The following is a 22,453-nucleotide window of genomic DNA, read 5'->3' as shown; positions in this document are numbered from 1 at the left end:
TTATGACTGGTACGAGGGGCGGAAATTTGGCTTAGGCGCTGAGTTCCTATGATGTATTGATTCCTGCCTAAATTTAATTTAGCATCACCCCAACACATAGCAGATTATTCATGAAACTTATCGCCGCGCTACAATTAGCCATTTTCCCTACGTCGTTTTTTACGAGTTTAATGAACAGGAGATTATTATCTACGCTGTTTTCTACTGTTCCCAAGACCCAGAAAAATGGCGTAGCCGCTTGCAATAGTTGGTCTTTGAGACTAAAGAGAAATCCATTATTTTAACTATTATCTGAATTAGTAACTCCTTTCTTATCCAAATTATTAATACATTTGTATTTAATTAGTACAAAAATACTAATAAATTCAGACTTTTTTACCTATTAATCCAACCTCGTTAAGTCAAAATCAAAAATTCATATTAAGCAACTGACCATTTTTTACTGCTTCTGTGAAATCCTATAATAAGCAGGACTTTTGGCAGAGGGATTTAGGATGGCTCTGACTCAAGGCGGACGGGCAAATAAGTCTGGGAATATTTTAGAAGCAAATGTAGAAGCAATCTTGAATGGGCATAATTATTTCCAAGTAGGAAACTATGTCCAAAAAGAATTTATACTAAATGCTACTTTATTGCCAAAACGTTATGGTAAAGAAATTTATATTGGAACTGGAATTTATCATACCTATTTAAAGGTTGATTTTTATGTTGTCGGCTCATCTGCAATGCCATCCGGTTTAATTTTCGAGTGCAAATGGCAAGAAAGTCCCGGTTCAGTTGATGAAAAGTTTCCTTACTTAAACATGAATATTCAGCACTATTACCCTGCACCAACTATCGTAATTTTAGGCGGTGAAGGTATGCGAGAAGGCGCAAGCAAATGGCTGAAAGCAAGAGTTAATGATAACCATAATTTATTAGCAGTTTATAGCTTAGATAGGTTTATTGCCTGGGCAAATAAAAATCTTTAAAAGATGTAATTAATAGTTCGTTAATAACGCCTCTATTCTTTATATTTGAGTTAATTGAACGCGCTGCTTTAATTTTGTAAGTTTCAAAATTGATATCAGTATAAATTTTACTAATAAATTCACTATCAGAATTGCATACCATAACTTTGACACCACGACTTGCTAACTCTGCACAAGTATCTCTTAAAATTTCTTGGTCTTTTTTACTAAAACAATTTTGACTATAAGCAGTGAAATAGCTAGTGTCACTGATCGGATGGTAGGGCGGATCAAAAAATACAAAGTCATCACTGCTAGTCGCACGATTTAAGACTTCTGTAAAATCTGCTTGTTTAATTTCTGCATAGGAAAGCGCTTCGGAGGCTGCTTTGAGTAAAACTTCAGCACAAATATTGGGATTATTATATCTGCCTAAAGGCACATTGAATTTACCCTGTGAGTTGACTCGATAAAGACCATTAAAACAAGTCTTATTAAGATAAATTAGACGAGCAGCTTTTTCTATATCAGTGCCACTAGAGTTATTTCTGACGCTATAGTAATAATCTTTACCATGTCGGCTTTTATGCTCTTTTAATAGAGAAATTAATTCTTCGACACGATTTCTAACACAACAATAAGTGTTAATTAATTCGGCATTAATATCAGTTAAAATGGCTGCACTTGGTTGGAGATAGAAAAAAACAGCACCACCACCTAAAAATGGCTCATAGTAATTTTTATAACTCTTGGGAAAATAAGGAATATATTGCTGTATTAACCGACTTTTACCCCCTGCCCACTTCAAAAATGGACGCGGGTTAGTTTCCTTTGAGACTTGAATTACCATTTATTTACAATTTAACTGAAAATAATCATGACTAAATAAAGCCAATATAACCGACGAACCAAATTTTAGATTAACTGGCTAATTTTCCAGCCGCATATATTACAATTGAGTAGATAAAGCATATCAAAACAAACGTAAGTATATAACAAGGCAGTTTAGATTCAGATGTTTGACGGATTTTGGGATAACGTCTTTCGCTACCCCCGATACTTAATTACGATCGTCTTAGGCTTGTTTCTGAACACCTTTGCGCCATTAGTGCCATTGTTGAAACGCCCTATCACCTTGATCGCTATCTTAGGTTTATTTGTGAGCAGCCTAGTCTTCCTGACTTTCACCCTACGGGCAATGCTGGGCTTGAGTACAATCTAGACTAGTGTTATATCGGGGCTGTGCCCCACAGACGGTTGCTCTTGGCGTTGCTCCCGCTAAGTACTGTCTACCCAACTTGCATATATTTTTGTCGTACAACCTCTGTGATGAGGCGAAATTTTTATGGCTACAAATCGTCGGGTTTCCCGCGTTGCTGAACTGATCAAACGGGAAGTTAGCCAAATGCTGCTTAACGGCATTAAGGATGACCGTGTGGGTACTGGAATGGTCAGTGTTACTGATGTTGATGTTTCCGGCGATCTGCAACACGCCAAAATCTACGTCAGCATCTATGGTACAGATGAAGCTAAGGAAGAAACAATGGCAGGCTTAAAGTCGGCCACAGGTTACGTCCGCAGCGAACTTGGGGCGCGGGTACGGCTACGTCGTACACCAGAAGTAATATTTCTCGAAGATCGCTCCATAGAACGCGGTAATAAGGTATTAGCACTACTAAACCAACTTAACCACGATCGCCCACCAGAAAATCTAGTAGCAGTAGAAGACAGCACTGGTCAAAACGATCGGGAATTCTCCGAATAAGTAACTAAAACAACAATGTAACTTCAGAACAATTAATCTCAGCAAATCCGCCAAACAGTTTACAGACGTGACTAGATCGCGTCTGTTTTAATGTAAACATAACCTAATTCAGCAAGACACTTCTCTTGTTGTGGGCGAAACAAGGTTTAAACATTCTTCCTTGCTAAAACTTCATCAAAAAAGTTAGGTTTAAAACCTCGCCCCTCGTGGGCGAAAGCATCCTTATCTCACTCGGTAGGTAGAAACCCTACCCCTTGTGGGTGGCTGAATTTAATTTTGAATTTTGAATTTTGAATTTTGAATTGATTATTTATCGCAAATAAAGGGTTTAAGACGCCTACGTCTACACGTAGCTTGGAGGCGGAGTGGCTCCGCTCCGACTCCGCTCCGTTTCAGTCGGGGCTTAAATCCCCCGGAGTTGCTCCTCTTGGGGAGACCCCAAGACCGCACTCCTCTTCGTCTGAAACTGTCTTAAATTTTGAATTTTGAATTTTGAATTTTGAATTGTTAAGTGTGTCCTAATTCCGAATTAGTATTATTCCACCCTTTTACAGATGTTTTTCAAAAGAAAACTGGATGATGTTAGTGCTGAAATTAACTAATAAATTACGGGCTTACTTAAGAAATTGTTAACAGATGCTATGGTTAAAGCCTTCGTAGTATACTTTAGCCGTTAGGTTTTGCAACAGTTTATACCCTAGTAACTGACAAATATTATTGTGTTGTTTACCCTAAGATGAAGACCAGCAGTTATAGATCCAGCTTTTAAGGTGATTATTTGATATGTAAGCGATCGCGATATAAACTCTCCCCACCCACCAAATCTTGCCTAAAGACAGTAATGGCAAGACTTTCAGACTTGTAGCATTAAAGTCATACAGCTACATAAGCAGGTTAAGTTAACTACTCGGAATTTTTTTTGTAAAGCGGATTTTCCAGAAATGTCAGGATTCGTTGACTTTCTTAACATTTCTTGAGATATTTTCAGGAGATGTAGCGTCAAAATAAAAATAGTTCCGTATAGCAAACTACAAAATCTTAGCCACAAGTCTAATTTCTGTAATGTTTGTTCCTAATTATTAACGGGAACACTATCGTAAGTGTTAATTTGTGAGTAAAAAACATGAGTGTGAATACGGTGCCTTCTATCAGTTACTACTCTCTAGATGTGATTCAAGACGAAGCACGCCGACTGGTGCAAAAAGGAATGATTAGCCGACAACAGCCAATATATACCCTCTGCCAATACATTCCAGCGAGAGAGTGGGTTTGCGTTGAATGTGAATTAGAGAAATGTGACTTTTTGTTACGCGATCGCATTGGCGACCTAATTGGTCGTGAACAGTGGGACAACGACTAATCAATGTTTGATTTCGGGTTTGGATTGGGAGTTTGTTTTTGATGTGTGGATGTCACCATCAACGATTCAACGCTCAATCTAGGGGATAATCTCTGGTTTTTAATGAACATTGCCCTATACAGAATCTTGCGTTTTTGATTAATACAGAAGCATTGGAGTCTGAATTTATACAACTTTTCAAGTTCAAGAAGGCATCAAAACCATTTGTTCTGTACATCTGGTGTCACGGCTTGAGTTTAGTATCTAAATTCTGTGAAGTTCCTACATCGACCCGATAAAAGTGTAGGAACTTCACTTTTGACTCGCAATTTATTGCATCGCTTACCTCAAGTAAGTGATAACCTGTTTGCTGTTCAAAACCAAAATCTGTCTGGAAAAGTTTGCTAAGTCGGGCTAACCGACACCAGTTGCGACAACAAAGGGAAACTCCGCCAGCAACTGGCTCAACTTTCACAAAATCCAAAATTTGTATAGTATTTTTTCGGAAAAAATCTCGAAAAGCAGAGAAAAATCGGATGAACTATTATCCTACTTGCTCTAAATACTGATTAACGTCTTCAATGATGCGAGTAAGTTCAGCTTCAGTAGTCAAGCGGATGTTAACGTTGCGGACAGTCAGCAAAACTTTGGCTGCGAAGGGCGTTGGCCAGATATTAGGATTACAGAAAATTTCTAAAAATACTTCACCCGTATAACGATATTCCAGGGGAGGCTGGGGAGTGACTCTACCACCGCCAGGAGTGGGTTTAGCGGCGATCGCTTTTAGGCGTTCCATCAGTTGATCCGTCGCTGTCTTTAATTCTCGTGCTGCTTGGGGTGAAAAACTGAAGGAGACTGAACCTTCAATTAAGTTCAATGTTAGAGGAATTGAAGACATATTTTTTTTATTAAAACTTCTTGATAAGTACTTATATTACCGGAAGAAGGCGTCTGAATCCCACTCTGATAAGTTGCTGGTGTCTTCTTCAAAGACCACTAGTAGCGTTGTACGTAATTCCTTAGTCTGTCAAGACAAGTATTTTGTCCTGGATAAATTAGTTTGTAGTAACCCTCTTCTATCACTTTGGGGAAAGAAAAATAAATGTAGGTTGGGTTGAACAAAGTGAAACCCAACTTTTCTAAGGTCTTTGGGTGTTGGGTTTCGTTCCTCAACCCAACCTACGTCTAAATTGATAAAAGTTAGGACTTACGCACAGGTAACGGAAAACGAACCACAGAGAACGCAGAGGTCACGGAGAAATGAGAGTTTGAAAGGGTTTTTGCGTAAGTCCTAAAAGTCATGAGAAATAAGGGTTTTAGATTTTTCTCTACCGATAGTGATTAACCCTCTTCTATCACTTTGGGGAAAGAAAAATAAATGTAGGTTGGGTTGAACAAAGTGAAACCCAACTTTTCTAAGGTCTTTGGGTGTTGGGTTTCGTTCCTCAACCCAACCTACGTCTAAATTGATAAAAGTCATGAGAAATAAGGGTTTTAGATTTTTATCTACCGATAGTGATTAAAGAGGGGTAAGGACTTTAGTCCTTGTGTTAAGCACTGAAGTGCTTACTACGTACCAGGTTGCCGAGCGGATGATGCATGGGGTCGTTGATTTGGGAACCGATCCGCGCAATCCACCCGGATGTCTCTGGGTTCATGGCACACTTTCATGCGGAGATCCAGCCGATCCGATCCAACAGGAATTGTCCGCACGCAGAGAATCGAGTGAAGCATCCTTGCGTAAGCGTTTCGAGCAGGCGATTTCGGAGGGGGACTTGCCAGCTAATTCCGATCCAGCTGCTCTCGCCCGCTTTGTTGTGACGGTCAATTGTGGAATGTCAGTCTTGGCAGCAACCAAAGCCACCCGAACGGAACTCCTGCGGGTTGTGGAGACAGCATTGCAAGCTTGGCCACAGTAGAATAACACCTATTTGGTGTTGTATAGACATCTGACGTGGAAAGAGTCAGATTTCGCTCCTCAAATTTTGACCATTTTCTGAATAAACCATCAGCTTCCTTATCCTTATTAGGCAGTAAATAACACTCATTAAGCCGATCGGTTATTTAGAGTAAATACAGACCACTGATGGTTATCATTATATCTTTGAATACAATTTGATCTGACATCAGTTGATGTATTAATAACAAAGTTAATTACAATATTACTTAAAATTTAATGCTAAAAATACGCGGTTATTTCTAAAGCCATTAACAATAAATATCCAGCTTGTAGCTGGCGTTAGTTAAAAAGAATCTCAACAAAACGATCTAAAATATAGAGGCTATAGAGAGATTTAGCTCTTACTGCGTAAGACTTTGATACACTTTATTTGTGTTTATTTGTATTTTGGGGTCTACATTAGAAGTCATAGAATTTGATGTGATAAATTATCTATGACTTACGATAACCGCGCTGAAGTAAGAAAGGTTTTAATTATTACCCTACTACTCAACCTATTTGTAATGGGATTGAAAGCACTTGTGGGCTACTGGACAGGTTCTTTGAGTTTACTAGCTGATGCCTTGCATAGTGTGACAGATAGTGCAAACAACGTTTTAGGATTAATTGCGAGTAAATTTTCTTCTCCACAACCCGATCGCGAACATCCCTACGGACACAGCAAGTTTGAAGCTGTGGGCGCTCTAGGAATAGCCTCATTTTTAGGAATAGCCTGTTTTGAAATTCTGCAAGGAGCAATCGAGCGAATTCTCAAAGGTGGTGGTGAATCGATAAAAATATCGCCACCTGAGTTGTGGTTATTGCTAATTGTGCTGGGTGTGAATATTTTTGTGGCCTTTTATGAACGTGCTGTGGGTAAGCGAGTAGGTAGCTCAATTCTCATAGCTGATGCGACACATACCATTAGCGATATTTGGGTAACAATCTCTGTAATTGGCGGTTTGATAGGAGTTTGGCTAGGTTATCAATGGATGGATTTGGTGTTAGCTTTTCCTGTCGCCTTGTTGGTATTTTGGAGTGGCTGGTCAGTTTTAAAAGAGAATTTGCCTTGGCTTGTGGATCAAATGGCGATCGCACCAGAAGTAATACACGCCATCGCTACTTCTGTTCCAGGTGTAATTAACTGTCATGCGATCGCTTCTCGTGGCGTTCTTGGTCGTCAAGTGTTTATTGAAATGCATTTAATAGTAGATGCATCAGACGTAGAAACTGCCCACCACATCACCGAAGAAGTAGAAAGCCGATTAGAAGAACGATTTCGTCCAGTAAGAATTTTAATTCACGTCGAGCCACCAGCGTATAAGTCTGAGCAAATTAGCTTTGAAACTGGAACAAAGTAGTCTCAGTAATTCTAAATCACGCCCTGTTCAAGTGTAAAACAACGCTTGATTTCTTCGTTTAAAAAATATGATAAGGAAGAGATGAGGTAAATAACAAATAACGATATCTTTGTATTAACTCTTATAAGAAGCAACCAATTCTGCGACGATCGCAACTAGTTCTCCTGGATCGACAGGTTTAGCCACATGAGTCTGAAAACCCGCTTCCAGAGCACGGCTACGATACTCGCTATCGCCATAAGCAGTTAAAGCGATCGCGGGAAGTTTTTCATAAATATTAGGCTTCAGTGCTCGGATTTTACGGATAAAGGTGTAGCCATCTTCATCAGGCATAGCAATATCACAAATCAAGACATCTGGTTGCAACTCAGGTAATACTTTCAATGCTACCGCTGCCGATGCAACTGCCATAATGGTGGCTCCATCAGCTTCCAACACAGTAGTAATGTAAAAGCGGCTATCATCATCATCATCAACTACGAGGATGTTTAAGTCAGCAAGGGGAAGGGCAGGTTCCATAACATCTCCATTAATGTTGATCGAATGAAATGTATTTCTAATTTTGAGCTGCTTGTTTTTATTTCTATCACCATACCATTGGTAATTTTACTGCGATCGCGCTGATTTTCCTAGAAAACAACTCAAATTGTCTAGTTACCATCCAATTGATACTTAATTATTCACTGGTATTTATAATTATTGACTGGATAAAATTATGTTAGTGTTTAAATTCCTTTACATTAAAAAATTAACTTTAACGAATAGTTTAAGTTCAAAAATAATCTTGCTAACTACTGACTACTTTATTACTAACAGGTTTGGATTTTGATGGAGCTTGAAAAAAGTCAAAAAAATAGACAATACCGAGTCTTAAAAGGAGTCAGGTCGGCATTGTTATTTTTAAATCAATACAGTTCAGATAAGCTCAAAACCTAGATGTAGAGACGCGATTCATCGCGTTTTGAAAGACCAATTATCTACACCAATAAACCTTAACTCAAGCTGATTGAAACGAAGCCGAAGACGCTCCAGATCCAGCCAGAAATTAGGAGTCAGAAGTAATACACTTAACTATTAACTTGCAAACTGCTGTATGTGAATCTCAACTCCTGCAAGTAATCTGAACCTTAGTAAAGAGTAATGAGCTTTTAGTTAAGTCAACTCAAAACTTGATTACTCCCATTCAATGGTTCCAGGCGGTTTAGAGGTGATGTCATAAACCACCCGATTCACCCCTTTTACCTCATTCACAATTCGAGTAGAAATCACTTCCAGGACATCATAAGGCACTCTCGCCCAATCAGCAGTCATGCCATCTTCACTGGTAACAATCCGCAAAACAATGGGATAAGCGTAAGTACGTTGATCTCCCATAACGCCAACACTACGAATCGGCAGCAATACAGCAAATGCTTGCCAGAAATCATGATACATACCGCGTTGGTTAATTTCTTGCCGCACAATCAAATCGGCATCGCGCAAAATATTTAACCGCTCAGATGTAACTTCCCCCAGAATACGAATTGCTAAACCAGGCCCAGGAAAAGGTTGCCGTTGAACAATTTCCTCTGGTAAACCAATGGAACGCCCAAGTTTGCGGACTTCATCTTTAAATAGTTTCCGTAGAGGTTCCACTAATTTAAATCTTAGGTCTTTGGGCAAACCGCCAACATTGTGATGACTCTTAATTTTCACCGCTACCCGCTCACCAGTTTGGGGATCGACGTTGGTGTCCGCAGATTCGATCACATCTGGATAAAGAGTGCCTTGAGCTAGATAGTCAAAGTGACCGAGGCGCTTGGATGTTTCCTCAAATACACTGATAAATTCGTGTCCAATGCGGCGGCGTTTTTCTTCAGGATCTGTGACCCCAGCAACTTTAGCCAAAAAGCGATCGCGGGCGTTAACATATTCAACAGGAATGTGAAACTGCTCTTGAAACAGCTTTACCAATCGCTCTGGCTCATATTTCCGCATGAAGCCTTGATCGATAAACACACAAGTCAGTTGCTCGCCAATTGCTTTGTATAGCAAGAAAGCCAGGGTAGAAGAATCCACTCCACCAGACAGCGCTAACAGCACCCGCTTTTCACCAACTCTGGCGCGAATTTCTCGAATTGCCTCTTCGACAAAAGCCGCTGTTGTCCAAGTGGGTTCGCAATCGCAGATATGGTAGACAAAATTACGGATTAATGCTATACCACCAAGAGAATGTACCACCTCTGGATGGAACTGAACGCCGTAAAGTTTCTTTTCGTGGTCGGCGATTGCAGCACAGGGAGTATTTTCTGTATGTGCTAGCAATTCAAATCCTGATGGCATTTGGATAACTGAGTCTCCATGACTCATCCACATGGTAGTGCCATCTTCAACATTAGTGAGCAAATCTGTGGGATCGTCAATATATAATGAGGCTTTGCCGTATTCACCTCGATCGGCCTTTGCCACTTCCCCACCGAGTTGGTTTACCATCAACTGCATCCCATAGCAAACACCCAAAACGGGTATTCCCAAATTCCAGATTTCTGGGTCACAATGGGGAGCTTTATCACCATAAACTGAACTTGGACCACCTGAGAGGATGATTCCCTTGGGATTAAGTTGGCGCAAATGTTCAGAAGTAGTGCGATAGGATAAAACTTCGGAGTATACTTGAGTTTCGCGGATGCGACGTGCAATCAGCTCAGAATATTGAGAGCCAAAATCCAGAATTACAATCAATTGGCGATCAAGCCGCCCAAAAGTTTCTAATGTTTGGGGCGCTTGTTCTGTTGGTAGAGTCACCGCTGTATTCATGACGGGAGTGTTATATCTGTTAAGGATAAATAGATGCTTTGTGGTCTATGGTGATGCTATTATCCAGCCTGGATAGGCTGATAATGGTATAGAAAGCCTTGACAAACGCTAGGTTACGTGCATTTGTCAAACCCCGGAGTTGGAGATGGTATTAAAACGATAAATCTACCCGAGAGTGGTTACTTAAAGGATTATTTTTTTAGATTGTTTACGATTATTCATAATAAATTAACATAATTTTCCGATCAACAGACCAGCAGTTTTACTCTTCACGATAATTTTGCGATCGCGATCAAAGAGAATAGAGCCACAGACTGTTACTTTTTTGCCACTTTCGCTATGACTTTGGATGTATTCTTGAGAACGAACATCGATAGTTTCTGCGATCGCACTGTAAACTTTATTTACCCAATCACTACCAGTTGCAGTATCTATGGATTTTAGGTGTGTGAGTGCTGCTTCAGCAGTTGCACTGTTAAACACAGCTTGGATATCTGGTAATTTTAAACCTGCGATCGCACAGTGCGCTGCCAAAATTTCTCGCCGTCCATCAGCTAAGTAATGATGGGTGTGAAAAATTCCCCCAGCCAGTTTCATCAGCTTACCGTGATAGCCAAATAATAAGATTTCTTTTACACCCAGCACATCAGCTTCTACTAACATTGGGCCAATCCAGTTAGCAGTTTTGACCAATTGTTCAGGATTAATCCCTAGTTTACGCGCCAAATCTAGGCCATTTTCCCCGATACAGAATACTAAACTCTCAAAACGACTGGCTTTATTTTGTAATTGGGCCCGAAAAACTGCAAGCTGATCTGGTGTACTCAAAGGTTGAGAAATACCGGTTGTGCCTAAGAGAGAAAGTCCTTCAACCACACCAAAGGCAGAATTGGAAGTGCGAAGAGCAAGTGATCGCCCTTCGGGTAAAATAATTGTCACCGTGATTTTTTCCCCCGGTGCTAGCATCCGTTGCAAATTCTCTTGCAACAGCCTTTGAGCATAAGCATAAATAGCAGGCTTGTCATCAGCATTCATCTGCCTACCAATCCCTTCCCCACCTTTAATAATTACTGCCTCACCCTCTTTTCTCCATTCCACCAATGCCCAAATCGGTGTATTTTTGGTCAGGTCAAGATTATCACCAGGATCGCTGCGAGCGATCGCTAAAGCTGTATTCTCAGACAGTCCTGCTACCTGTTCAATGGCGATTTCTGCAATTTCAGCGGGTTCAATCAAATCTACTGATGCTATGCTTAGGGGTTGGCGATCGTGTAACCAGTATAAAGCTGCAACAGCAGCAGCGCACGCAAAGACGGGAAGTGTGTATCCAGGACGGGACATTTTGTAAATTTAAAAGTCAAAAGAATTCTTCAAAATTGTTCTCGCAGCGTCTGGTAGAGAAGACAGTTTCAGATGGCAATTTAGACCTCAACTGTAGCTTACTTCCTTCAGGGTGCGGCAAATAACCTCTCGGTGTTCGGCTCCAACGCCGTGTTAGCCTTCGTCACCAAGCATTTTGATGATGTGTTTAGCAAGCTGTTCCTTAATTTCTCGATGCCTTGGAACAGGTTGAGATACCTTCGTTCTTGGGTTCTGATACCAGTCATGTTTGCCACCATGACGAATAAATACACAACCGATTTCTTCAAGGCGTTTTATCAAGTCCCGTCGTTTCACGATACCTCAAGTTCAGCCACTCTTCGGATATTGGGGATTGTCCCACTGGTTAATTCTTTGTAAATATCAGTTAAGCTCTCCTTCAATTCGTTTTCGGTTTCTGCCTGAGTCCAATAGTCTGGATACTCCTCTAGATAGCCAAGCCACATCTCCTCATCTTGCCAGTAAACATATTTCTTGGTTGTCATAGGGTGAAAGACTTATGAACTTCTTTAACTATGCCAACCATCTTATCAAACTGGGCGATCCACCCGATCACAGTTGTCCAGAGTGCTACTGACTAAGCAAACTGTTAGCCTGCAATGGATACACATGGCGTAAGCTTCGCCAAGCCTGAAATGGTTGATCATCAATCATTGCTTCTGGCTTTGGGAGATAACCAGCGAAGCAATCCTCTAGCCCAAACTCCTTTGCTGAAGCACGAGCGTAATTACTGCCTCCACTGCTCCAGCAGTACAGTACTGCTCCTTGCGCCTTTAACTGTCGAACTACTTCAATGACGCTGGGTATTGGAATTCTTTTCGTTCCAACCGAGCGAACAAGAGTGTCATCGACATCAACAAAAATTACCACAATTGAGTTTTCCGTGCTAATGCTTGATTCTACTTAAGTTTAATCGCCCAACCAAAGAATAACTATAACTACTCCATACAGGCTATTTATGTTGGGCTGTTGCCAATACGGAGATAAATAGGTCGGCGTGAATAATATATCGTTGGGATAAGGCAGTTCTTGCTGGGAGCAATAAGCAGGGGGAAAAAGGGTTTGAGGCTCATTTACTTTTCTTCACACAGTTTGGTTTTATTGTGCCGACTTACTTAGATAAATTTGGGTGGATGACCATAGAGAAGACTCAGGGGAAGCGCATCTAAATTAGTCTTGACAAAACCCTTGGTTAATGCATTAACGAAAGAATCAGGATTTATAGTTTGATTGATTTTTCGAGGGTGAAAGCGATCGCTTAAACTCAGGTTCAATCGTAATAATGTCGTGGTAATTAATAAAAAAGTAGATAACCTTTCTTTGGCTCTCACAGATCACTCTTGGTCAGTCGGCTCTAACGCAGTATTAGCCTGCTGACTACTACTTCTTGCTGCTTCTAGCTTTTGGCGAATCGCTGCTTGAACCTTCTGCTCAAAATCGGGATCGTCGGGGCTTGCAACAATCCTACGCGGACGCTGATTAATCCTGTCCAAGTATGCTTGAAAAGCAGCTTGATCTCCACGATGCTTGAGAAAATATTGTTTCAATTCAACATCAGACATTGAATCGTAATTAATTCGGCTCATCAGACAACTCTCCATTGGGTAAAATTTGAAATTCAATCTCTTCGTCATACCCAGCAAGGATGTATATATTACGAGTCCGATTATCAACGCAAATGAGGTATATAGGCTGAAGCATGATATACGTCAGTTGATAGCTAATACGATACAAACTTGCTACTTGAGCAGCAGTAGGCATTTTAGTTAATTACAGCAAAATTCCGAATTACGAATTAGTAATTAGTCAAACACCTACTTCTAATAATAGAGCTTCCATAGCTTCCCAAGAAATTCCTTGTTGAATATAACGGGGTGCTTCAGGATTGTAAGGACTGGCTACTCGGTCAATGTTGAGGATGTTTGCCCCATCTGGTAGAACAGGCACATCTGCATCAAATGCCGTTGGGCGCATCAAAGAACTGGAAAAGCCTTTGAAAATAGCAATTATATCTTGCTCATCGGCAATTTCCACCGTTACAATTAAGACTTCTTGGGGGCGTTTAACGGTGTATTGTTCCAGTCGCTTGCCAATGGAATTCATTTTTTTAAGAGTAGAAGTAAGGTGGTGCAGCGACGGTTACTGTGGTGTGGCTGAACGTCCCTGCTTGCCCAGCTTAATTAAAACAAAATAGCTCAAGTAAAGCACATAAATTACTAAACTAGTTATGCCAAGAAAACCTAAGAACTCAGCCTTGCTGTTAGCATGAAAATATTCTTTGAATAGTAACGGAGCCTCGAACCAGACACGACAATAGGGAGTCTTGAGCATATTGCCAGAAAAAGCACAACCCAAAAAAGGGATAAAGGCTAGTGTGCCCAAAAAACAATAAACAGTTGTCGCCCAGCGCCAAGAGGTAAAAATAAATTTCAAAGAACCACTGGTTTGATACTCAATTTCGTCGTTGATATCCACCCAGAACCACAACGAAATCGGGATCAAAATCTGAGCTATCAACCCAGAGATAAAGCTAACTGGATACTGGGCAATCATTAAGTAAATCGTGATTGCTACCAGACTTGATATTCGCCAGTATATAGCCAATAAGCGTTGTATGCCTTCTGCTTTTTGTACAAATGCCCAAATTAGAAGAATTAGCGGAATAATTACCAGGAATAATACTGCTAGTCGGTAATCAATCCAGACGAAAGGTCGAAACCAAATATTATAGTCCATATTTTTTCTCAAACAACAGATAAAAAGAAGTTAGGAGTCCGAATAAATCAAGTGGGGTTTTATACCACTACCTGATTGTAAACTGTTAAATAAGGCAGGGGTATTAAAAACCCTTTTATTCAAGAGTCAGTCGAACCCCCATTCATCCTGAATTCTTCTTGATAATAATTTATTGAACTTCGTATGACTAGAAGTCACGAGTATTACAAAAAATTTATAGGGGCGTACACCTGTACGCCCCTACTGCCAATTAATTGGTTGTTTAATTTATGAAAATCGCAACTTATCCCTTTGAGAGAAGCCTCTTGATTCTAATAAGGAATTTACAGCGGATTTCAAGTTAGTGAGGTACACAAGCTAAGTCTCAAAACCAGGTATAAAGCCTGTTTTGCTTCTGTTAGCGCAGCCCATTTTGACTCCTGAATTCTGCTGTATTTTTTGTTTCCACGATTAGAATCAGGGGCTTTAAATAAAACCCTTGCAAGTGGAGGATATTGGTGAGTCCCTGCGTCCTCCACTCTGGGCGTCTTTTTTGATCAATCCTGGCTGTTTGCTAACTAAACAACAGAAAATCCAGTTGCCTCAATTTCTAGTCGTCGTAAACCCGGCATTCAATGGCATCTGGGTTGTCATCACAATACTGTTCTAGAGAATTTTTTGGCTTGCTTTGGCGCTTGTGGGAAGCTTCAGCTTGCAATTCTTCTACTGCATCCCAAGCAGCAGCACACTCTGGTGAGTTGCTACCGTTAATATCACAGACAGTACGCGCTTGTTCCACTTCTTCTTGGATTTTCTCTTGGATGTCGCCTTTTGCTGTTTCTTGGATGTTGGTCATTGCTTTAATCTCGTTGTGTGTTGTTAATACTAGTATAGAAAATGTTCAGAAATGGCAGTTTTTCGCTTGATTACTAACCATTCTAACCATTTAGCCGATGGTAAGTTAGTTTTTTAGCCTATTGATTTATAACCAATACAGCAAGCTCCCCTATCTATAATGCATTTACCTTTATTTTTTAAGATTTTGTGGAATTAGTAGCATAGATAAATAATCATACAATATATTTAGATGCCTATATTAGGGAATGACAACTCCAGCTTCTTGCGATGGAGAAGACAAATGGCTGGCATCAATTCTTGTAAGATGCAATTCTTCCTAAAATAAAAAGTCAAAACCTACTAGCCTAAAATAGAAAAAGAAGCTCAAAACTCATGGCAGACCAAATGCAGTGGGCAAATGCCCTATCAACCCGTCATTCTCTGGAAGCCGCTGTTACAGATGTGGTAGAACGAGCTGTTTCATTGTTAACAGCACCTGCGGATCTAGGACTGGTATTCATTTCGTCTGCTTTTACAAGTGAGTATTCCCGACTGTTACCCTTGTTAGCTGAAAAACTTTCTGTGCCTGTGCTAATTGGCTGTAGTGGTGGTGGTGTAATTGGGACGACAGCTAGCGGAGAAACCCAAGAATTGGAAGCTGAACCAGCTATTAGCTTGACTTTGGCACACCTTCCAGGAGTAAAGATTCAAGTTTTTCATATTGTTGCTGAAGAATTACCTGACTTAGACAGTTCGCCAGATGCTTGGCTTGATTTGATTGGTGTACCACCATCACCGAAACCGCAGTTTATCTTGCTGTCTAGTTCTTTCGCTTCTGGAATCAACGATTTGTTGCAAGGGCTGGATTTTGCTTATCCAGGATCGACGATTGTGGGGGGACAGGCTAGTGGTGGAGGTATGGGTGGTCGTGTTGCCCTTTTTTGTAACGATACTAACGGTGAGGAACACCAAAACTTATATCGTGAGGGCACTGTTGGTATAGCTTTGACTGGCAATATTGTTTTAGAAACGATTGTAGCCCAAGGATGCCGACCGATTGGCAAACCATTGCAAGTCACAAAAGCCGATCGCAATATCATCCTAGAGTTAGATGAGCAAGTGCCTCTAATGGTGTTGCGAGATTTGATTGCCAGTCTCAGCGAACAAGAACGGATTTTAGCACAGCATTCTCTGTTTGTTGGTGTGGCAATGGATGAATTTAAGCTGGCTTTGCAGCAAGGAGACTTTTTAATTCGTGGTATTCTTGGGGTCGATCCAAATGCTGGGGCGATCGCAATTGGCGATCGCGTCCGTCCCGGTCAAAGGCTGCAATTCCACCTTCGCGATGCCCAAGCCTCTGCTGAAGACCTCGAATTACTCCTCCAAAGTTATCAACATCAACGAGAATCTGAACCCTCGGCTGTAGCTGCTTTGATGTTTTCTTGTCTGGGACGAGGTGAAGGACTTTATGGTAAACCTAACTTCGATTCTGAATTATTTCAGCGCTACCTTAACGATATTCCTATAGGTGGCTTTTTCTGTGGCGGTGAAATCGGCCCTGTTGGTGGCAGAACCTTTTTACACGCCTACACTTCAGCATTTGGAATTTGTCGCCAAAATCAGTTATGAGTTTGTCATTTGTCATTTGTCATTGGTCATTGGGCATCGGTTATTACAGCTATTTTCAGGTAAATAGACCACGCGGTAGGGGCACAGCATTGCTCATTGGTGTCAACTTAACGCTAAACCCGCTTGGTGAAAACATTTTGCCCTCACCCCCAGCCCCTCTCCCAAGAGAGAGGGGAGCTAGACATTCAATTCCCCTTCTCCTTTGGGAGAAGGGGTTAGGGGATGAGGGCGTGAGGGATTTACAAAACGCCTGTCTGATATAGTTTTCGGCTTAAGTTGACACATATGAGCAATGCTGTGCCCTTACGACAGATGTGGTTCAAATACATGAAAACTGCTGTAATTATTCCCTTTTGCCCTGCGTCAGCCCTAATAATTACGTGTTGAACCGGACTTGATATAACTCGTCACTCCTAATTCAGCCAATTTTAGATTTTGGCCGCACCTTTGGTATGCTGACAGTGCAACTTGGATTTTGAATTGCCTTTCTTTGTAAAAATCTAAAATCCAAAATTGAATGACTCCTAACTCTTATTCAGTACAAGTGTGCTGTTATTATCAATCATCGTCAAATTTCCATTAGTGGCGATACCTGGATTGGGCTGTGATGCACTATATGTCTGAATATAGCGCTGCACTTCTGGGGGAAAATGAGGGTAATCTAACACTGCATCCCCATCGGCAATAGTTGCCCAGAAGTCGCGCAAACCAGGAGCTAATTCTTTTGCCTGTGATAATGGTAAGTTTAATGGAGAGTGAGTTAGTAGCTTGATTAAAAAAGGGAAAGAGCGATCGCCCATCCACTGCCGCGATGACTGTTGCAAGTCAGGGAACTCAGGCACTGACTCTACGCGATGGGATAAAATTTGCAACGATTCTTTACCTTGGTTATCCCGATGAAACTCTAACACTCGATAAGGGTGAGGATAGCTAACTAAAGAACCAGTGGTAATATCATATACCCCATCTGAGTAAGCAATATCCTGAACGTGCAAATGCCCCGTAAATACTAACTTGACTCCGTAGTGCCTCAACAGCTGCAATAGTTCTGCTGAATTGGACAACATATAACGATTTGCCAGTGGATGATTCGATTGATTGGGCAAATGTTCCACTACATTATGATGCACCATCACCAAAACTAAGTCATCAACAGATGCCGCCAGCACCTCTTCTAACCACCGTAGCTGTTTGGCATCCAAACACCCCACTTGCTCACCCCGGTCATTAAAGGAGTTAGAATTCAATCCAATCAGCTTAACTCCAGGCAGTAATTGATGAATGTAGTAAATCTGCCGTGGATCTTCGTAGCCAAACTTCGTGTAATAGTAGGGAAAATCTGCAAAAGCAATTGATTGCCGATCGGCCAACAGCACAGGAACGTCATGATTACCAGGAATAACATAAACGGGAAAAGGTAGCTGGGCTAAACATTGTTGTAACCAGGCGTGGTTCTCTGGTTCGCCGTGCTGGGTTAAATCTCCTGGCAACAATAAGAAATCTAAATCAAGTTGTGTTAAATGTTCTAGTACACTTTTAAATGCTGAGATACTTACTTCCACCAGATGAAATCGGCTGGGATGATCCCAGATTGTGTGAGGAAGTGCCAGGTGTAAGTCGCTGACTACCGCAAAGCGAAAATTGAGAGTCATTGATTTATGAAAATGTTAAAAGCAGGGGTTAAAATAAGCCTTTTCCCAAAAGTATAACGCTTGCTTTGTTTCCCTGCGTAGGAGTGCGTATACTTAATATTTATATACATTAAGCAGTGATTACACATTATAGTGACGATTAACTTAAGGGCTAATCATAATTATTAATCTCCAAAAATTATCGAAAATTTGATTGCTAAAAATTATTAATTAACGCTCGAATAACTGGGCGATCGCTTCTATCTGCACCTAAACAAACAATTAATGAGTAATAATTCAATAGTGTTAGCGGCACGAAATGCGATCGCATAGCTCATTGTAGACATCGCTTTGTTTTCTGCTACTCCCCTTTTCGATAAAATAACTGAGCAGATTAGCAGGGAACAGGTTCAGAATCATGGCTCAAGCTAGTATTGGGATTATAGGTGGTAGCGGTCTTTACAAAATGGATGCGCTCAAAGATATCGAAGAAGTGCGAGTAGAGACTCCTTTTGGTTCACCATCTGATGCTTTGATTCTGGGGAGTTTGGATGGTACACGGGTAGCCTTTTTGGCGCGTCATGGCCGCAATCATACGCTTTTACCCTCTGAGTTACCATTTCGCGCTAATATCTATGCGATGAAGCAATTGGGTGTGAAGTATTTAATTTCAGCTAGTGCTGTGGGTTCCTTGAAGGAAGAGGCGAAACCACTGGATATGGTAGTGCCAGATCAGTTTATCGACAGAACAAAAAATCGGGTTTCAACGTTTTTTGGTGAGGGAATTGTGGCTCACATTGCCTTTGGTGAGCCGATTTGTCAGAATTTGGCGACTGTGTTGGCAGATGCGATCGCATCTCTCAATTTACCAGAAGTTACTCTCCATCGCGGTGGTACTTATGTGTGCATGGAAGGGCCAGCTTTTTCCACAAAGGCAGAATCGAATCTTTACCGCAGTTGGGGTGCAACAATCATTGGGATGACGAATTTACCTGAAGCGAAGTTGGCAAGGGAAGCGGAAATTGCATACTCAACTTTAGCCCTGGTAACAGATTATGATTGTTGGCATCCAGGCCATGACACTGTGACGGTGGAGATAGTGATTGGCAATTTGCTGCGGAATGCGGTGAATGCTCAAAGGGTGATTCAAGAAACTGTGCGGCGCTTGAGTGAAAATCCCCCGCCGAGTGAAGCGCATTCAGCGTTGCAATATGCGATTTTGACTCAATTGGATAAAGCACCAGCAGCGACGAAGGAAAAGTTAGGGTTATTGTTGCAGAAGTATTTGTAGTATTGCTGATGAATGAGCGATGTTGATGACGGGCGTAGCTGCGGCACTTTCTTAGATTACAGCTACAGCGATCGCGTGTGAATATATAAGCTGTCATCAACAAAATGATCATTTTCATTAACAAAATCATGATTTTCATTAACAAAATCATGATTTTCATTAACAAAATGATCATTTTCATCAACAAAATGATCATTTTCGTTATGAGGCTTTGCTTGTTCGTTGTGTCTAGCTTGATAATGGTGCGATCGCACCATTATCATAAATCATACAGGCGATCGCAGTTTCTTAGATTAGAGCAAGAGCGATCGCTACGATGAGCTATTCGGTGACGCACCATTATCTGAAATTATAGAAGCGATCGCTTTATTCCAACTTCGGGTAATCACTCATTACTAAAATCTCTTTGGTCAGAGCGTTAGTTCAGCGTTATACCATTTTTAAAAGAGAATAGGACTGGGAGAAATAACTAATGACAAATGACAGACAATATCTTGCTGATATAATACCTGTCTATGTTTGATAACGTCTGTCGCTTTTTAGCAGAATCATTTTCAGCCGATTTCGCCACCTGGTTACTTGGCGAATCTATTGCACTCACCCAACTCAGTCCATCAGAATTATCTCTCGAACCGATTCGAGCAGATGCGTTAATTCTGTTACAGTCAGATGAAATTGTTCTGCATATCGAATTCCAAACCGAAGCAAAAGCCGAAATTCCCTTTCGGATGACTGATTATCGGTTAAGAGTGTATCGTAGATTTCCCCGAAAGCGGATGCATCAAGTTGTCATTTACCTGCAACCCACCACATCCGAATTAGTTCAGCAAACAGCTTTTGTTTTAGAAAATACCCGTCATGAATTTGGCGTTATTCGTCTTTGGGAGCAACCCAGCGACATATTTTTGACTACTCCTGGTTTGTTACCGTTCGCAACTCTCAGTCAAACTGAGGATAAAACGCGAACATTAGAACAGGTTGCACAAGCCATTGAGCAAATAAACGAGCAACGGACACAAAGTAATATTGCTGCGTCAACGGCAATATTGGCTGGGTTAGTATTAAACAAAGAACTGATTAAAAGATTATTACGGAGTGATCCTATGCGCGAGTCTGTAATTTATCAGGATATTTTGCAGGAAGGAGCTTTATCGATTGTTATGCGACAACTTCGTCGTCAAGTCGGAACTGTTCCACCTGCACAGCTATTGAAAATTCAAGCTTTAGATTCAACACAGTTGGATGATTTAGCTGAGGCTTTACTTGATTTTTCGGGTTTAACCGATTTAGAAGCTTGGTTAGCGCAAACTCAAGGTTAGTGATGCTATGCGCGAGTCTGTAATTTATCAGGATATCCAGCAGGAAAAAGCTTTATCGATTATCATCCGACAACTTCGGCGTCAGGTCGGAACTGTTCCACCTGCACAGCTATTGAAAATTCAAGCTTTAGACTCAACACAGTTGGATGATTTAGCAGAGGCTTTACTTGATTTTTCGGATTTAACCGATTTAGAAGCTTGGTTAGCGCAAACTCAAGGTTAATACAGTAAAATTGGGGAATTATCAAAAGTGAGAATAGTTTTATAAGATTACAGCAAGAGCGATCGCACCATCATTTGAAATGATAGAGCCGATCGCAGTTTCTGAAATTAAAACAAGAGCGATCGCTACGACGGGCTATTCGGTGACGCACCATCATTTGAAATTATAGAGGCGATCGCAGTTTCTGAAATTAGAGCAAGAGCGATCGCTACGACGGGCTATTCGGTGACGCAGTAAATCTTACCCCTCCCTAACCCTCCTCGATGTATTGGGGAAAAAACCCATCGCAATACGGTTCGGATAACGATCCCCCCGCCTGTGGCGACCCCCTTAAAAAGGGGGTAATTAGAAGAAAAAGCCCCCCTTTTTAAGGGGGGTTGGGGGGATCTTCGAGGAATAAACACGTTAACCGAACCGTATTGGAACCCATCGCCCCACTACTCACCCCGCAACTTCTTCAACTCCTTTGGTGTAAACGGATTTTTGCCTGCATTTAGGGCATTAACCCAACTTTGGCGTTGTGCTTTATTCTCATTAGCATTATCAGTTGATTTAATATATGCTTCAAAATCTTCAACTGCGCCTTTAGTATTGCCAGTTAGCGCCCTAGCCAAACCCCGGCTATCTTTAATATTGATATCTTTAGGTGCAAGGAGAACGCCTCTTTCACAAGCGAACATTACATCAGCAGCATGGTTATGTAGGCTACCTTCCCAACAGAGGTTATTCCAAGAATCAGCAAGGATTTTTGGTGTTGGTTGCAGCTTTTCAATCTCTGCGTATTTTTTAATTGCTTGTTTAACATCACCCTGCTTTAAAAGTTCTTCACTTTGAGCAACTAAAGCTTCTACTACAAGCTTTTTGGCAACAACTTCTGGATTATTTTGCAACCCTTGTGTATCTGGTTCCAGGTCAATTTTTGAGTCAAGTTGCTGTGCTTGTTTGAACTTTGCCACTGCACCCGGAAAATCACCATTTGTTGCGAGTTCCTGTCCTTGCTGTACTAAAGCTGGGATTACAAGCTTTTTGGCAACAGCTTCTGGATTATTTTGCAACCCTTTTGTATCTGGTTCCAGGTCAATTTTTGAGTTAAGTTGCTGTGCTTGTTTGAACTTTGCCACTGCACCCGGAAAATCACCATTTGTTGCGAGTTCCTGTCCTTGCTGTACTAAAGCTGGGGTTGCAAGCTTTTTGGCAACAGCTTCTGGATTATTTTGCAACCCTTTTGTATCTGGTTCCAGGTCAATTTTTGAGTTAAGTTGCTGTGCTTGTTTGAAC

General features: G+C 41.1%; 27 protein-coding genes and 1 pseudogene. 10 read left to right on the top strand and 18 right to left on the bottom strand.

The genetic code is table 11. From position 1 onward, the window contains the following. Positions 1–494: 494 nt before the first annotated feature. The gene (locus V7K41_RS21845) at positions 495–971 is read left to right on the top strand and encodes a PD-(D/E)XK nuclease superfamily protein (RefSeq protein ID WP_334851569.1); all 477 of its coding nucleotides are present in this window, start codon (positions 495–497) and stop codon (positions 969–971) included. Here the strand turns inward: V7K41_RS21845 and V7K41_RS21840 are convergent. Then, on the bottom strand, positions 943–1,800 hold the full coding sequence (locus V7K41_RS21840; protein ID WP_334851568.1) for a DNA adenine methylase: 858 nt from the start codon (positions 1,798–1,800) through the stop codon (positions 943–945). The genes V7K41_RS21845 and V7K41_RS21840 overlap by 29 nt on opposite strands. A gap of 165 nt (positions 1,801–1,965) precedes the next feature. Here V7K41_RS21840 and V7K41_RS21835 point away from each other — a divergent pair, with 165 nt between their 5' ends. The 3 genes from V7K41_RS21835 (at position 1,966) to V7K41_RS21825 (ending at position 4,075) form a co-directional block, all read left to right on the top strand. Next, the gene (locus V7K41_RS21835; RefSeq protein WP_104908071.1) at positions 1,966–2,172 is read left to right on the top strand and encodes a DUF751 family protein; all 207 of its coding nucleotides are present in this window, start codon (positions 1,966–1,968) and stop codon (positions 2,170–2,172) included. Between the two features lie 123 nt (positions 2,173–2,295). Further along, positions 2,296–2,715: a 30S ribosome-binding factor RbfA gene (gene rbfA / locus V7K41_RS21830; RefSeq protein WP_334851566.1), complete on the top strand. Its 420-nt coding sequence runs from the start codon at positions 2,296–2,298 to the stop codon at positions 2,713–2,715. Between the two features lie 1,123 nt (positions 2,716–3,838). Then, complete coding sequence (locus tag V7K41_RS21825) at positions 3,839–4,075, top strand: DUF4327 family protein (protein WP_334851564.1); 237 nt, start codon at positions 3,839–3,841, stop codon at positions 4,073–4,075. Positions 4,076–4,298: 223 nt separating this feature from the next. Here the strand turns inward: V7K41_RS21825 and V7K41_RS21820 are convergent, their stop codons facing one another. The 3 genes from V7K41_RS21820 to V7K41_RS21810 form a co-directional block, all read right to left on the bottom strand. After that, positions 4,299–4,538 carry a hypothetical protein gene (locus V7K41_RS21820; RefSeq protein ID WP_334851562.1) on the bottom strand — a complete coding sequence of 80 codons (240 nt, stop codon included), beginning with the start codon at positions 4,536–4,538 and terminating at the stop codon, positions 4,299–4,301. 60 nt (positions 4,539–4,598) lie between these two features. Continuing rightward, the gene (locus V7K41_RS21815) at positions 4,599–4,952 is read right to left on the bottom strand and encodes a hypothetical protein (RefSeq protein ID WP_334851560.1); all 354 of its coding nucleotides are present in this window, start codon (positions 4,950–4,952) and stop codon (positions 4,599–4,601) included. A 393-nt stretch (positions 4,953–5,345) separates the two neighbouring features. Next, positions 5,346–5,534, bottom strand: a complete 189-nt coding sequence (locus tag V7K41_RS21810) for a hypothetical protein (protein WP_334851558.1) — start codon at positions 5,532–5,534, stop codon at positions 5,346–5,348. 112 nt (positions 5,535–5,646) lie between these two features. Between V7K41_RS21810 and V7K41_RS32965 the strand changes: the two genes are divergently transcribed. Both V7K41_RS32965 and V7K41_RS21800 read left to right on the top strand, forming a co-directional pair. Beyond that, a complete protein-coding gene (locus tag V7K41_RS32965) occupies positions 5,647–5,973 on the top strand; it encodes a TetR family transcriptional regulator C-terminal domain-containing protein (RefSeq protein WP_442943247.1) in 327 nt (108 codons plus the stop codon). Between the two features lie 475 nt (positions 5,974–6,448). Then, entirely contained in the window at positions 6,449–7,354 is a 906-nt protein-coding gene (locus V7K41_RS21800; protein ID WP_334851555.1) for a cation diffusion facilitator family transporter, read from the top strand. A 114-nt stretch (positions 7,355–7,468) separates the two neighbouring features. Here V7K41_RS21800 and V7K41_RS21795 read toward each other — a convergent pair whose 3' ends face one another. The 12 genes from V7K41_RS21795 to V7K41_RS21740 all read right to left on the bottom strand — a co-directional run bounded on the left by V7K41_RS21795 (position 7,469) and on the right by V7K41_RS21740 (position 15,101). Next, complete coding sequence (locus tag V7K41_RS21795) at positions 7,469–7,873, bottom strand: response regulator (protein WP_334851553.1); 405 nt, start codon at positions 7,871–7,873, stop codon at positions 7,469–7,471. 654 nt (positions 7,874–8,527) lie between these two features. Continuing rightward, on the bottom strand, positions 8,528–10,150 hold the full coding sequence (gene guaA / locus V7K41_RS21790; protein WP_334851551.1) for a glutamine-hydrolyzing GMP synthase: 1,623 nt from the start codon (positions 10,148–10,150) through the stop codon (positions 8,528–8,530). A gap of 228 nt (positions 10,151–10,378) precedes the next feature. After that, positions 10,379–11,491 (bottom strand): cobalt-precorrin-5B (C(1))-methyltransferase CbiD, encoded by a 1,113-nt coding sequence (gene cbiD, locus V7K41_RS21785; RefSeq protein ID WP_334851549.1) that lies wholly within the window; start codon positions 11,489–11,491, stop codon positions 10,379–10,381. A gap of 153 nt (positions 11,492–11,644) precedes the next feature. Next, the gene (locus V7K41_RS21780) at positions 11,645–11,827 is read right to left on the bottom strand and encodes a type II toxin-antitoxin system HicA family toxin (protein WP_334851548.1); all 183 of its coding nucleotides are present in this window, start codon (positions 11,825–11,827) and stop codon (positions 11,645–11,647) included. Next, on the bottom strand, positions 11,824–12,015 hold the full coding sequence (locus tag V7K41_RS21775) for a hypothetical protein (protein WP_334851547.1): 192 nt from the start codon (positions 12,013–12,015) through the stop codon (positions 11,824–11,826). Before V7K41_RS21775 ends, V7K41_RS21780 begins: the two co-directional genes overlap by 4 nt. 85 nt (positions 12,016–12,100) lie before the next feature. Beyond that, positions 12,101–12,400: a DUF705 domain-containing protein gene (locus V7K41_RS21770; RefSeq protein ID WP_334851545.1), complete on the bottom strand. Its 300-nt coding sequence runs from the start codon at positions 12,398–12,400 to the stop codon at positions 12,101–12,103. Between the two features lie 245 nt (positions 12,401–12,645). Then, on the bottom strand, positions 12,646–12,861 hold the full coding sequence (locus V7K41_RS21765; RefSeq protein ID WP_334851544.1) for a hypothetical protein: 216 nt from the start codon (positions 12,859–12,861) through the stop codon (positions 12,646–12,648). A gap of 3 nt (positions 12,862–12,864) precedes the next feature. After that, entirely contained in the window at positions 12,865–13,116 is a 252-nt protein-coding gene (locus V7K41_RS21760; protein ID WP_334851542.1) for a DUF6887 family protein, read from the bottom strand. Next, the gene (locus V7K41_RS21755; protein WP_334851541.1) at positions 13,103–13,291 is read right to left on the bottom strand and encodes a DUF6888 family protein; all 189 of its coding nucleotides are present in this window, start codon (positions 13,289–13,291) and stop codon (positions 13,103–13,105) included. The genes V7K41_RS21760 and V7K41_RS21755 overlap by 14 nt, the downstream gene beginning before the upstream one ends. Before the next feature lie 45 nt (positions 13,292–13,336). Continuing rightward, positions 13,337–13,633, bottom strand: a complete 297-nt coding sequence (locus V7K41_RS21750) for a DUF7734 family protein (RefSeq protein ID WP_334851540.1) — start codon at positions 13,631–13,633, stop codon at positions 13,337–13,339. 36 nt (positions 13,634–13,669) lie between these two features. Then, the gene (locus V7K41_RS21745) at positions 13,670–14,266 is read right to left on the bottom strand and encodes a DUF3177 family protein (RefSeq protein WP_334851538.1); all 597 of its coding nucleotides are present in this window, start codon (positions 14,264–14,266) and stop codon (positions 13,670–13,672) included. A 589-nt stretch (positions 14,267–14,855) separates the two neighbouring features. After that, positions 14,856–15,101 (bottom strand): Calvin cycle protein CP12, encoded by a 246-nt coding sequence (locus V7K41_RS21740; RefSeq protein ID WP_069074399.1) that lies wholly within the window; start codon positions 15,099–15,101, stop codon positions 14,856–14,858. A gap of 374 nt (positions 15,102–15,475) precedes the next feature. On the opposite strand from V7K41_RS21740, the gene V7K41_RS21735 reads away from it, so the two are divergent. After that, a complete protein-coding gene (locus tag V7K41_RS21735) occupies positions 15,476–16,711 on the top strand; it encodes an FIST signal transduction protein (protein WP_334851536.1) in 1,236 nt (411 codons plus the stop codon). A 524-nt stretch (positions 16,712–17,235) separates the two neighbouring features. Here V7K41_RS21735 and V7K41_RS21730 read toward each other — a convergent pair. Further along, complete coding sequence (locus V7K41_RS21730; RefSeq protein WP_334851535.1) at positions 17,236–18,363, bottom strand: metallophosphoesterase family protein; 1,128 nt, start codon at positions 18,361–18,363, stop codon at positions 17,236–17,238. A gap of 397 nt (positions 18,364–18,760) precedes the next feature. On the opposite strand from V7K41_RS21730, the gene V7K41_RS21725 reads away from it, so the two are divergent. The 3 genes from V7K41_RS21725 (at position 18,761) to V7K41_RS21715 (ending at position 21,175) form a co-directional block, all read left to right on the top strand. Beyond that, positions 18,761–19,633 carry an S-methyl-5'-thioadenosine phosphorylase gene (locus V7K41_RS21725; RefSeq protein ID WP_334851533.1) on the top strand — a complete coding sequence of 291 codons (873 nt, stop codon included), beginning with the start codon at positions 18,761–18,763 and terminating at the stop codon, positions 19,631–19,633. 515 nt (positions 19,634–20,148) lie between these two features. Further along, entirely contained in the window at positions 20,149–20,952 is an 804-nt protein-coding gene (locus tag V7K41_RS21720) for an Rpn family recombination-promoting nuclease/putative transposase (protein ID WP_334851532.1), read from the top strand. Positions 20,953–20,959: 7 nt separating this feature from the next. Next, positions 20,960–21,175: a DUF4351 domain-containing protein gene (locus V7K41_RS21715; protein ID WP_334851530.1), complete on the top strand. Its 216-nt coding sequence runs from the start codon at positions 20,960–20,962 to the stop codon at positions 21,173–21,175. Between the two features lie 437 nt (positions 21,176–21,612). Here V7K41_RS21715 and V7K41_RS21710 read toward each other — a convergent pair. Next, a pseudogene (locus tag V7K41_RS21710) lies at positions 21,613–22,453 on the bottom strand (AAA-like domain-containing protein); the annotation flags it as partial.

Source organism: Nostoc sp., from assembly GCF_036917415.1.
GTDB lineage: Bacteria > Cyanobacteriota > Cyanobacteriia > Cyanobacteriales > Nostocaceae > Nostoc.
Note: the sequence above shows the minus strand (reverse complement) of the source record. Positions and strands in the feature narration are given on the sequence as shown.

Excerpts from the sequence above, each read along its gene's own strand:
- V7K41_RS21715 (WP_334851530.1), top strand. The coding sequence starts at position 20,960 with ATGCGCGAGTCTGTAATTTATCAGGATATCCAGCAGGAAAAAGCTTTA.
- V7K41_RS21825 (WP_334851564.1), top strand. The coding sequence starts at position 3,839 with ATGAGTGTGAATACGGTGCCTTCTATCAGTTACTACTCTCTAGATGTG.
- V7K41_RS21745 (WP_334851538.1), bottom strand. The coding sequence starts at position 14,266 with ATGGACTATAATATTTGGTTTCGACCTTTCGTCTGGATTGATTACCGA.
- V7K41_RS21740 (WP_069074399.1), bottom strand. The coding sequence starts at position 15,101 with ATGACCAACATCCAAGAAACAGCAAAAGGCGACATCCAAGAGAAAATC.
- V7K41_RS21720 (WP_334851532.1), top strand. The coding sequence starts at position 20,149 with ATGTTTGATAACGTCTGTCGCTTTTTAGCAGAATCATTTTCAGCCGAT.
- V7K41_RS21840 (WP_334851568.1), bottom strand. The coding sequence starts at position 1,800 with ATGGTAATTCAAGTCTCAAAGGAAACTAACCCGCGTCCATTTTTGAAG.
- guaA (WP_334851551.1), bottom strand. The coding sequence starts at position 10,150 with ATGAATACAGCGGTGACTCTACCAACAGAACAAGCGCCCCAAACATTA.
- cbiD (WP_334851549.1), bottom strand. The coding sequence starts at position 11,491 with ATGTCCCGTCCTGGATACACACTTCCCGTCTTTGCGTGCGCTGCTGCT.
- V7K41_RS21775 (WP_334851547.1), bottom strand. The coding sequence starts at position 12,015 with ATGACAACCAAGAAATATGTTTACTGGCAAGATGAGGAGATGTGGCTT.
- V7K41_RS21795 (WP_334851553.1), bottom strand. The coding sequence starts at position 7,873 with ATGGAACCTGCCCTTCCCCTTGCTGACTTAAACATCCTCGTAGTTGAT.
- V7K41_RS32965 (WP_442943247.1), top strand. The coding sequence starts at position 5,647 with ATGATGCATGGGGTCGTTGATTTGGGAACCGATCCGCGCAATCCACCC.
- V7K41_RS21835 (WP_104908071.1), top strand. The coding sequence starts at position 1,966 with ATGTTTGACGGATTTTGGGATAACGTCTTTCGCTACCCCCGATACTTA.
- V7K41_RS21800 (WP_334851555.1), top strand. The coding sequence starts at position 6,449 with ATGACTTACGATAACCGCGCTGAAGTAAGAAAGGTTTTAATTATTACC.
- V7K41_RS21815 (WP_334851560.1), bottom strand. The coding sequence starts at position 4,952 with ATGTCTTCAATTCCTCTAACATTGAACTTAATTGAAGGTTCAGTCTCC.
- V7K41_RS21725 (WP_334851533.1), top strand. The coding sequence starts at position 18,761 with ATGGCTCAAGCTAGTATTGGGATTATAGGTGGTAGCGGTCTTTACAAA.
- rbfA (WP_334851566.1), top strand. The coding sequence starts at position 2,296 with ATGGCTACAAATCGTCGGGTTTCCCGCGTTGCTGAACTGATCAAACGG.
- V7K41_RS21760 (WP_334851542.1), bottom strand. The coding sequence starts at position 13,116 with ATGAGCCGAATTAATTACGATTCAATGTCTGATGTTGAATTGAAACAA.
- V7K41_RS21730 (WP_334851535.1), bottom strand. The coding sequence starts at position 18,363 with ATGACTCTCAATTTTCGCTTTGCGGTAGTCAGCGACTTACACCTGGCA.
- V7K41_RS21810 (WP_334851558.1), bottom strand. The coding sequence starts at position 5,534 with ATGACTTTTATCAATTTAGACGTAGGTTGGGTTGAGGAACGAAACCCA.
- V7K41_RS21735 (WP_334851536.1), top strand. The coding sequence starts at position 15,476 with ATGGCAGACCAAATGCAGTGGGCAAATGCCCTATCAACCCGTCATTCT.
- V7K41_RS21750 (WP_334851540.1), bottom strand. The coding sequence starts at position 13,633 with ATGAATTCCATTGGCAAGCGACTGGAACAATACACCGTTAAACGCCCC.
- V7K41_RS21755 (WP_334851541.1), bottom strand. The coding sequence starts at position 13,291 with ATGCCTACTGCTGCTCAAGTAGCAAGTTTGTATCGTATTAGCTATCAA.
- V7K41_RS21845 (WP_334851569.1), top strand. The coding sequence starts at position 495 with ATGGCTCTGACTCAAGGCGGACGGGCAAATAAGTCTGGGAATATTTTA.